Below are 9,081 nucleotides of genomic sequence, written 5' to 3'. Positions count from 1 at the left end.
CCTGGGATCCATGCCGCGACCTCAGCCGAGGGCGCAGCGGAGCACAATTTCTGCCCGCGGCGGCGATTTGAAGTCGCGGCATGGATCCTCGGGTCTGCGCTGCGTCGCTGCGCTCCTTGCTCCGCCCGTGGATGACGAAGCGATGAGCGTTTGCCGCTAGTCGGCAAGGCATGCCGTCCATCAGCGGTTGGTTGAAATGCTCATGCCCGGAATTAGTTCAGTTGCCGCACTCGCTCAGTTGCTGCGCGTAGTCCCGCGCCATCTTGTCGGTGGCCCGGGCATAGCCCTGGACGCCGGCATCGCCCCGGTTGCCGCGGCCATAGGCGGTCCAGCCGAGATAATAGGCGAGATAGAGGTTGTAGGTGTCGTTGCGGGCGACGCCATACGTGTCTGCCGTTTTGGAATGATACCAGCCGACAAAGTCGACGGCGTCGGCGAATTTCGTCCGCCGGGCCGCCCAGTTGCCGGTCTCGCGCTGATATTGCGACCAGGTGCCGTCCAGCGCCTGCGAAAAGCCGGTGGCCGACGAGACATGCTTCCACGGAATGAAACCGAGCAGCTTGGTGCGCGGCGGCCTTGCATTGCTCTTGAAACCGGATTCCTTGCGGACCGTCGCCATCAGCACGGGAACGGGGATGCCGTATTTCTGCTGTGTGCGCTCGGCGGCCGACTGCCAGTTGTCGAACCAGCCGTCATTCTGGTCGAAGACGGCACAGACATTGTTGATGTGGCTGGGCGGCGTGGCGCAGGCCGAAAGCGCCAGCAGCACGCAAACCGCACCAATTTTACTAAAACTCGAACTACGCATTGGCGCAGCAATAGGCCGAAATCATAAAGGGAATCTTGCAGCGTCCGTTAACGCTTCGCCCAAGCAGTCGCTTGAGGGAATTTGTGTCAGTAATCCGACGTATTTCGTCGCTTACTCTAAATAGATATTACAGAAATGCCGCCGTGGCGAAAATCACGCCCGCAAACGGCGTATTTCTGACAGCTTGCCCGGTTTGCCGGGGCTTTGATGCCGGGCATGAACGAACCAAGACGCAAACGCGGCGCCGAGCGCACCAGCAACAGGGGCCCGTCGGCCATCCCGCAACTGCCGCTCAGGCGGGTGACAAATCCCTATCCGCCAATGGCCATGCTGTCGCCCGACCAGATCGAGCAGATCCATCAGGCGTCGATCCACATATTGGAGAATTTCGGCATCGAGGTGATGAGCCCGCGGGCGCTGTCGCTGTTCGAGAAGGCTGGCGCCGAAGTCGATCATGCCTCAGCGAATGTCCGCATCGATCGCGGCCTGATCGAAGACGTGTTGAAGACCACGCAGTCCAGCTATGTGTTGACGCCGCGCAATCCGGCCAACGCGGTTCATCTCGGCGGCAACACCATCAATTTCACCCTCGTCGCCGGGCCGCCGAATGTACACGACATGGAGCGCGGGCGCCGCGCCGGCAATTTGCGCGACTATTCGGATCTGACCCGGCTGGCGCAGCATTTCAACTGCATCCACATGCTGGGCAACCAGGTGTGTGCACCGGTCGAACTGCCAGCCAATTCCCGTCATCTCGACACATACTTCACCAATCTGACGCTGACCGACAAGAGTTTCCATGTCTCGGCCATCGGCAGGGGCAGGGCGCTTGACGGCATCGAGATGATGGCGATTTCGCGCGGGCTGACGCTCGACCAGATGCGCGACGATCCCGGCATCACCACCATCATCTCGGTCAACTCGCCGCGCCGCTTCGACGAGATGATGGCCGAAGGACTGATGACCATGGCCGAGTTCGGCCAGTCGGTGGCGGTGACGCCGTTCACGCTGATGGGGGCGATGAGCCCGGTGACGCTGGCCGGGGCGCTGGCGCAGCAGAACGCCGAGGCGCTGTTCGGCGTCGTGCTGACGCAACTTGTCCGTCCGGGCGCGCCGGTCATGTATGGCGCCTTCACCTCCAATGTCGACATGAAGTCCGGCGCGCCGGCCTTCGGCACGCCTGAGAACACCAAGGCCAACATTGCGTCGGGGCAACTGGCACGGCGCTACGGGCTACCCTACCGCACGACGCCGGGCTCGGCTTCCAACGCTGCCGACGCGCAAGGCGCCTATGAGACGCTGATGGCGCTGTGGGGCGCGGTGCTCGGCCATGGCAACCTCGTCTACCACGCCGCCGGCTGGCAAGAGGGCGGGCTGACGGCGTCGTTCGAAAAACTCATCATCGATGTCGAGATGATCCAGCACATGATGGAGTTCCTGCGCCCGATCGAGGTCAACGAGGCAGAGCTTGCCGTCGAGGCTTTGGGCGCGGTGCCGACCGGCGGCCATTTCTTCGGTGAGCCGCACACGCTGGAGCGCTACGCCACCGCCTTCTACCAGCCGATGCTGTCCAACTGGCAGAATTACGAGGCCTGGCAGGAAGCCGGCGGTCTCGACGCCACGGCGCGCGCGACGCGGCTGTGGAAGAAGGCGCTGGAAGACTATGTCGAGCCGGTGATGGATATCGCCGTGCGCGAGGCGCTGGAGGCTTACATGGCCAGGCGCAAGGAAGCGATCGGGCAGGGCGAGCCGTGATCGTTCCCAGCTTGAATCCACTCACCCATCCAACTCACTGATATTAGAGAAAAATCCATGAAATCGCATGCAAAGGTCGTGGTCATTGGCGGCGGTGTCGTCGGGTGCTCCGTGTTGTTCCATCTCGCCCGCCACGGCTGGACCGATGTTGTCCTGCTGGAGCGCGACGAGCTGACATCGGGCTCGACCTGGCACGCGGCCGGGGGCATGCACACCATCAATGGCGACCCCAACGTCGCCAAGCTGCAGAAATACACGATCAACCTCTACAAGGAGATCGAGGAGCTGTCCGGCCAGGCGACCGGCGTGCATCTGACCGGTGGCGTGCTTTTGGCGGCAACCGAGGCGCGGCTGGACTGGCTGCGCGGCGTCGTCGCCAAGGGCCGTTATCTCGGCATCGAGCTCGAGGAGATCTCGCCCAACGAAGCGGCCGAGCTGATGCCGCTGCTCGATCCCAAGCAGTTCGTCGGCGCCGTCAGGAACAAGGAGGACGGCCATCTCGATCCCTCAGGCGTCACCCATGCCTATGCCAAGGCCGCGCGGAAACTTGGGGCGGAAGTGGAGCGCTTCACCAAGGTCGAGGACATCGTGCGGCGTCCTGACGGGCTGTGGCGTGTCATCACCAACAAGGGCGACGTGGTGGCCGAGCATGTCGTCAATGCCGGCGGCCTGTGGGCGCGCGAGGTCGGCCGCATGGTTGGTCTGGAACTGCCGGTGCTTGCCATGGAGCACATGTACCTGATCACCGAGGACATGCCTGAGGTCGCCGCCTGGAATGCCAAGACCGGCACCGAGATCATCCATGCGGTCGATTTCGACGGCGAGCTTTACCTGCGCCAGGAGCGCGGCGGCATGCTGATGGGCACCTATGAGAAGGCCAACAAGCCGTGGTCCGAATACCAGACGCCATGGAATTTCGGCCATGAATTGCTGGAGCCGGACATCGACCGCATCGCGCCGTCGCTGGAGGTCGGCTTCCGCCATTTCCCCGCCTTCCAGAACACCGGTATCAAGCAGATCATCAACGGGCCTTTCACCTTTGCGCCGGACGGCAACCCACTGGTCGGGCCGGTGCGCGGCCTGCCGGGCTTCTGGGTCGCCTGCGGTGTCATGGCCGGGTTTTCGCAAGGCGGCGGCGTCGGCCTCGCTTTGTCGAACTGGATGATCGAGGGCGATCCCGGCGCCGATATCTGGGCGATGGATGTCGCGCGCTACGGCGACTGGGCGACGATGGCCTACACCAACGCCAAGGTGCGCGAGAATTATTCCAGGCGCTTTTCGATCCGCTTCCCCAATGAGGAGCTGCCAGCCGGGCGGCCGCTGAAGACGACGCCGATCTATGATCTGCTGTCTGTCAAGGGTGCGCAATGGAGCGTTGCCTATGGGCTGGAAGTGCCGCTGTGGTACGCACCGGAAGGCGTCAAGGACGAGTTCTCGTGGCGCCGCTCGAGCGACTTCACGCAGGTCGCCAAGGAGGTCGCGACGGTTCGTGACAGTGTCGGCCTGTCCGAGATTTCGAGCTTCGCCAAATACAAGGTGACGGGTGAGGGGGCGGCCGCCTGGCTCGACCGGATGCTTGCCTGCAAACTGCCGAAACCCGGCCGCATGACGCTGGCGCCGATGCTGAAGCAGGACGGCAGGCTGATCGGCGACTTCACGCTGGCCAATCTGGGGGAGGATGGCTGGTTCCTCGCCGGCTCCGGCATCGCCGAGCAATACCACATGCGCTGGTTCGAGAAGCACCTGCCTGACGATGGATCGGTCCGCATCGAAGCGCTGGGCTCGAGGCTCACCGGTCTGTCGATCGCCGGTCCGAAGGCGCGGGATGTGCTGGCAAAGGCCACGCGCTCGGATGTCTCCAACGCGGCATTTTCCTTCATGGCCATTGGCCGGATGGATGTCGGCATGGCGCCGTGCCTGGTCGGCCGCGTGAGCTATACCGGCGATCTCGGCTACGAAATCTGGGTGGCGCCGGAATACCAGCGCGCCGCCTATCAAGCGCTGATGGCGGCGGGCGAGGAATTCGGCATCGGCCTGTTCGGCTCGCGCGCCCTCAATGCGCTGCGGCTGGACAAGAATTACGGCTCATGGGGGCGCGAGTACCGGCCGATCTACGGGCCGCTGGAAGCGGGGCTCGACCGCTTCGTTGCTTACGGCAAGGACGCCGATTTCATCGGCAAGGCCGCGGCGCTGGCCGAGCGCAGGCAGGGCGGCAAATTGCGCCTGCGCGCCTTTATCGTCGATGCCGACGATGCCGATGTCATTGGCGACGAGCCGATCTGGTTCGATGGCGCCGTGCGCGGCTGGGTGACGTCGGGCGGCTATGCGCATCACTCGAAGAAGTCCGTCGCCGTCGGCTATGTGCCGAAGGAGATCGCCGATGAGAGCGACGGCTTCGAAATCGAGCTGCTGGGCAAGCGCCATACGGCACGCATGCAGGCGGTGCCGCTTTTCGACGCCAATTTCGAACGGATGCGTGCCTGAAGCGCTTCGGCTTCGCCGATGCGCTTCAGATACCTGTTTTGTGCATGTCGTTGTCCCAAAATCGCTGGGCACTTTTGGGTGACATGCACTAGTCACGCCCCTTCTTCTGGGCGTCAGGCGCTGCGGCGGTTGTCCAGCGCGAAGGCGCCGGCGCCGGCAAACACCAGATAGAGGAAGATGAAGCAGAACGAGATCGCCGAATCGCCGCCATTGTTGACCGGGAAGAAGTCGCGCGGCATGTGCGCCATGAAATAGGCGATCGCCATTTCGCCGGCCAGAAGGAATGCCACGGGCCGCGTGAACAGGCCCAGCGCCAGCAGGATGCCGCCAGCGAATTCGAGGATGGCGGCGGTCACGGTCAGCCCGGAAAGGGCGTGGGGATCGGCGCTGACGGGGAAGTTGAACAGTTTCTGGCTGCCATGCTCGATGAACTGCAGCGCGGTCATGATGCGCAACACGGCGAGCGCCTGCGGCTGGTATCTGGAGAGGCTTTCGAAAAGCTTCATAACGACTCCATTTTTCAATCCGCCCGGCCATAGATTATCACCCAGGAATGGACCATTCACTTCCCACGGCCTGCCGTCAACAATCGGTGATTGGAATGTTCCCCAATTGACCTTTCATATTTTTCCCGCAAGGGTTGCAGTCCTATCGTTATGGTTGTATGGTGCGGCACTCTAGAAATGTGGGTTCCCTTTGCCATGAAAAAAGCTGCCATCAGCCTCTTCGCAATCCTTGCAGGCACCAGCTTCGCCATGGCCGAGGACGCCGGCTGTGAGGCGTTCAAGTGGCCGGTGACGCGGGAGCAGACCCTGTTTGCCGCAGCACCGGCAACGCCGTCCGGAACGGCGCTGGCGGTCGGTGCGGCTGCGGACCTGGAGCTGGTGCCGGTAGAGAAAGCCGGTTTTGCGGTAGCGCCCGAACGTGCCCCGGCATCAGACACGTTTGGTGCCGTCGCCAGCGTGGAGGTACCGTCCGAGGGAGCCATCCAGATCAGTCTCTCGGGCGAGGCCTGGATCGATGTCATCCAGGATGGCCAGGCCATCAAGTCGGCGGGCTATAGTGGCGTGAAAACATGCCCTGGCATCCGCAAGAGCGTGCGCTTCAAGCTTGCGCCCGGCCCGGCCACCGTCCAGTTCAGCGGCGCGAAAAAAGCTGAGCTGAAGGTCGCCGTGCTGGCGCCGGAATGAGACGGCGCCAGGCAGGGGGGAGGCCTTCATCGGTGGTCCGAAGCCGGCGCTTTGTGTCAGCGGTGCCTTATCGCGGTCAGCGGACCGGCGCCATCAAGGCAAAGTGTGCGCCTTGCGGGTCCTGGCACTGCACGACCCAGCTGCCGCCGGGGACCTCCATCGGCCCCATCAGGATCTTGCCGCCATTGTCGGTGACCCGTTTGGCCGCCGCGTCGATGGCCGCAACGTTGAAGTAGAATCGCCACACCGGCACCGGGATCTGCTCCGGCTTGTTCATGATGCCGCCGCCGGATTCGGGGCCGGCCGTAAAGGTCTGGTAAGTGCCCATCGGGCCCATGTCGAAATCGCCGGCGTCGACCCAGCCGAACTGCTCGGAATAGAAATCGAACGCGGCTTTCCAGTCGCTCGTATAAAGCTCGTGCCAGCCGATGTGACCCGGCGTGCCGGCCGGCACGACAGGTTGGTCAGGGCCGTTCGGCTGCAGGAACATGAACGTCGCGCCTTGCGGATCGGCGACGACGGCAAAGCGGCCGACACCCGGAATGTCGTCGGGCTGCCGGTGAACGGTGCCGCCGGCTTTCTCCAGCGATGCCGTGGCAGCGTCGGCATCCCTGGTGTGGATATAGCCAAGCCAGGCAGGCGGCATGCCCATCCTGGCGGCATCCTCGGGCAAGGTCATCAGGCCGCCGACGCCACGTTCGCCCACATTCATGACGACATAGCGCGGCATGCCCGGCGCCACGTCGAAAGGCTGGGCCTTCCAGCCGACCACTTTGGGGTAGAACGCCTGGGCAGCGTCGAGATCTGATGTCATCAATTCGTACCAGAAGAAGGGCATCGGGGTTTTTGGCATTTTCGGTCTCCTCACCTTTCATGTGTGATCGTCGTCCATCATAGGACGATCCTCACGACGGAAATCCGACACCGCCCGGACAACAATGGGTGTGTGTGCCAAGCGGTCCCTGGTTGCGCACCCAGCGGTTTTCGATTTCTCTGCGGTGATGAGGGGTTGTCGTCCATGCGCTTGATGTCGCTCACGCCCGAGCTTGTCGCACTGTGCCATCGGGAAGAGGCCGATCCCGGCCCGGACCCGAGCTGGACAGACATGAACGACGAGGACTTTCAAAGCCTTGCCTTGCGGCTGTCCAATGAAGCCGATGAGGGACCGTTATGGGTGTTCGCCTATGGGTCGCTGATCTGGAAGCCGGAATTCGAGTCGGTCGAGCAACAGCTCGCCACGGCCTTTGGCTGGCACCGCTCTTTCTGCCTCGACATGGTGCGGTGGCGCGGCAGCGCCGAGCAGCCTGGGTTGATGATGGCGCTCGAACGGGGCGGGCGCTGCAACGGCGTGATCTATCGCTTGCCTGAGGGTGAGAAGCCGGCGCAGATCGAAAGGCTGCTGCGGCGCGAGATCAGCGACCACGAAAGCATCGAGACGGTCCGCTGGCTGCCGGTGCATACGCCGCAAGGCACGCTGCGCGCGCTCGGTTTTTGGGTCGGCGTGAAGGGCAGGGGAACGTCGCTGAACCAGCCGTTGGACAGAGTGGCGAGCGTGCTGGCCAGAGCCTGCGGGCATATCGGATCCGGCGCCGAATATCTCTACAACACGGTCAGCCACCTCGAGGCGTTCGGCATCCATGACCGCAATCTGTGGCGATTGCAGCAACTGGTCGCGGAGGAGGTCAAGACCATTCATGGCTGTAAGCTTGAACCCGGCCATTCACTCGCACTGTAGACGCAGCGGCCTCCGATAACATGAGTAAAGAATTCATGTTATTACTCAGCCTTTTCAGTGGCTTGCGCCGAAAATTGACCAATTGATAAAAAAATAAAACGTGCTAGCCTTCCCCAAAAGAAAACATGGGGAACTGACGATGCCAGAAGGCCAATTCAGGGAAGGCATTGCGGGCGGCAGGCTCTCGGCCGACCAGTATGCGGATAATTTTTCCGACCTGCATCCGCCGCTCGATCACCACGAGGCGCTGGTCGAATCCGATCGCTGTTATTTCTGCTACGACGCGCCGTGCATGAACGCATGCCCGACCTCGATCGACATTCCGCTGTTCATCCGCCAGATCTCGACCGGCAATCCGATCGGTTCGGCCAAGACCATCTTCGACCAGAACATATTGGGCGGCATGTGCGCCCGCGTCTGCCCGACCGAAACGCTGTGCGAAGAAGTCTGCGTGCGCGAAGTGGCGGAAGGCAAGCCGGTGCAGATCGGCCGCCTGCAGCGCTATGCCACCGATGTCGCCATGAGCGAGAACAAGCAGTTTTATCCGCGCGCCGAGCCGACCGGCAAGACTGTCGCCGTAGTCGGCGCCGGGCCGGCCGGCCTTGCCGCCGCGCACCGGCTCGCCCGCCACGGCCATGACGTGACCATTCTGGAGGCGCGCGCGAAAGCCGGTGGCCTCAACGAATACGGCATCGCCGCCTACAAGAGTGTCGACGATTTCGCCCAGGCCGAAGTCGATTATGTGACCGCGATCGGCGGCATCGACATCCAGAACGGCAAGGCCCTTGGCCGCGACTATCAGCTGTCGGATCTGATCCGCAATTACGATGCGGTGTTTCTCGGCATGGGCCTTGGCGGCGTCAATGCGCTGCGTGCCGATGGCGAGGACGCCGACGGCGTCATCAACGCGGTCGAGTTCATTGCCGAACTGCGCCAGGCCAGCGACCTTTCCGGCCTGCCGGTTGGCCGCCGCGTCGTCGTCATCGGTGGCGGCATGACGGCGATCGACGCGGCCGTGCAGTCGAAATTGCTCGGCGCCGAGGAGGTGACGATCTGCTACCGACGCGGCCAGGAGCACATGAATGCGTCCGAGTTCGAGCAGGATCTGG

Annotated in this window: 8 protein-coding genes; 5 read left to right on the top strand and 3 right to left on the bottom strand. The window is 62.9% G+C overall.

Annotated features, from left to right (window positions below):
• Positions 1-217 precede the first annotated feature (217 nt).
• Positions 218-808 carry a transglycosylase SLT domain-containing protein gene (locus EOD15_RS21955; RefSeq protein ID WP_127270553.1) on the bottom strand — a complete coding sequence of 197 codons (591 nt, stop codon included), beginning with the start codon at positions 806-808 and terminating at the stop codon, positions 218-220.
• Between the two features lie 216 nt (positions 809-1,024).
• On the opposite strand from EOD15_RS21955, the gene EOD15_RS21950 reads away from it, so the two are divergent.
• Both EOD15_RS21950 and EOD15_RS21945 read left to right on the top strand, forming a co-directional pair.
• Entirely contained in the window at positions 1,025-2,563 is a 1,539-nt protein-coding gene (locus EOD15_RS21950) for a trimethylamine methyltransferase family protein (RefSeq protein WP_148129610.1), read from the top strand.
• Positions 2,564-2,620: 57 nt separating this feature from the next.
• Positions 2,621-5,047, top strand: coding sequence for an FAD-dependent oxidoreductase (locus EOD15_RS21945; protein WP_127408817.1), 2,427 nt, complete (start codon positions 2,621-2,623; stop codon positions 5,045-5,047).
• A 113-nt stretch (positions 5,048-5,160) separates the two neighbouring features.
• On the opposite strand, the gene EOD15_RS21940 is transcribed toward EOD15_RS21945, so the two are convergent.
• A complete protein-coding gene (locus EOD15_RS21940) occupies positions 5,161-5,553 on the bottom strand; it encodes a DoxX family protein (RefSeq protein WP_127322395.1) in 393 nt (130 codons plus the stop codon).
• Positions 5,554-5,748: 195 nt separating this feature from the next.
• Here EOD15_RS21940 and EOD15_RS21935 point away from each other — a divergent pair, with 195 nt between their 5' ends.
• On the top strand, positions 5,749-6,237 hold the full coding sequence (locus tag EOD15_RS21935; protein ID WP_027035007.1) for a hypothetical protein: 489 nt from the start codon (positions 5,749-5,751) through the stop codon (positions 6,235-6,237).
• 76 nt (positions 6,238-6,313) lie between these two features.
• Here the strand turns inward: EOD15_RS21935 and EOD15_RS21930 are convergent, their stop codons facing one another.
• Complete coding sequence (locus EOD15_RS21930) at positions 6,314-7,090, bottom strand: VOC family protein (RefSeq protein WP_127322394.1); 777 nt, start codon at positions 7,088-7,090, stop codon at positions 6,314-6,316.
• Positions 7,091-7,255: 165 nt separating this feature from the next.
• Here EOD15_RS21930 and EOD15_RS21925 point away from each other — a divergent pair, with 165 nt between their 5' ends.
• Positions 7,256-7,972 (top strand): gamma-glutamylcyclotransferase, encoded by a 717-nt coding sequence (locus EOD15_RS21925; protein WP_127322393.1) that lies wholly within the window; start codon positions 7,256-7,258, stop codon positions 7,970-7,972.
• A gap of 139 nt (positions 7,973-8,111) precedes the next feature.
• A partial coding sequence (locus tag EOD15_RS21920; RefSeq protein WP_148129609.1) for an NAD(P)-dependent oxidoreductase occupies positions 8,112-9,081 on the top strand: 970 nt, incomplete at its 3' end.

The sequence above is a fragment of the Mesorhizobium sp. M7A.T.Ca.US.000.02.2.1 genome (genome assembly GCF_003996995.1).
In the GTDB taxonomy this organism is placed as follows: domain Bacteria; phylum Pseudomonadota; class Alphaproteobacteria; order Rhizobiales; family Rhizobiaceae; genus Mesorhizobium.
This window is presented reverse-complemented; position numbering and strand designations above follow the sequence as displayed.